Source organism: Pantoea sp. GbtcB22, assembly GCF_019091025.1.
GTDB classification, from domain to species: Bacteria; Pseudomonadota; Gammaproteobacteria; order Enterobacterales; family Enterobacteriaceae; genus Pantoea; species Pantoea leporis.
This window is the reverse complement of record NZ_JAGXKB010001078.1, coordinates 1-229: the sequence shown is the minus strand read 5'-3', so window position 1 is coordinate 229 and position 229 is coordinate 1. Positions and strand designations below refer to the sequence as shown.

The following is a 229-nucleotide window of genomic DNA, read 5'->3' as shown; positions in this document are numbered from 1 at the left end:
CTAAATTTGCTGCCTTCCCAGAATTACAGAAGCTGTCGGCAGTGTTCTTGAAAGCCAATGATTACTCCGCCTATAGCAACCTTGCCGCACAGCAGGCACAGGACGATCTGGAAGTTGCGTACAAGCAATGGAGCGAGCACAACGTGCAGCTGCTGGCCGAGAGCAATGCGGAATATGATAATAACTATCAGGACATGCTGGTGTTGTACGCCGTGATGGCGATAGTTGT

General features: G+C 50.2%; 1 pseudogene. It reads left to right on the top strand.

The features are described from left to right. A pseudogene (locus KVT28_RS27550) lies at positions 1–229 on the top strand (methyl-accepting chemotaxis protein II); the annotation flags it as partial.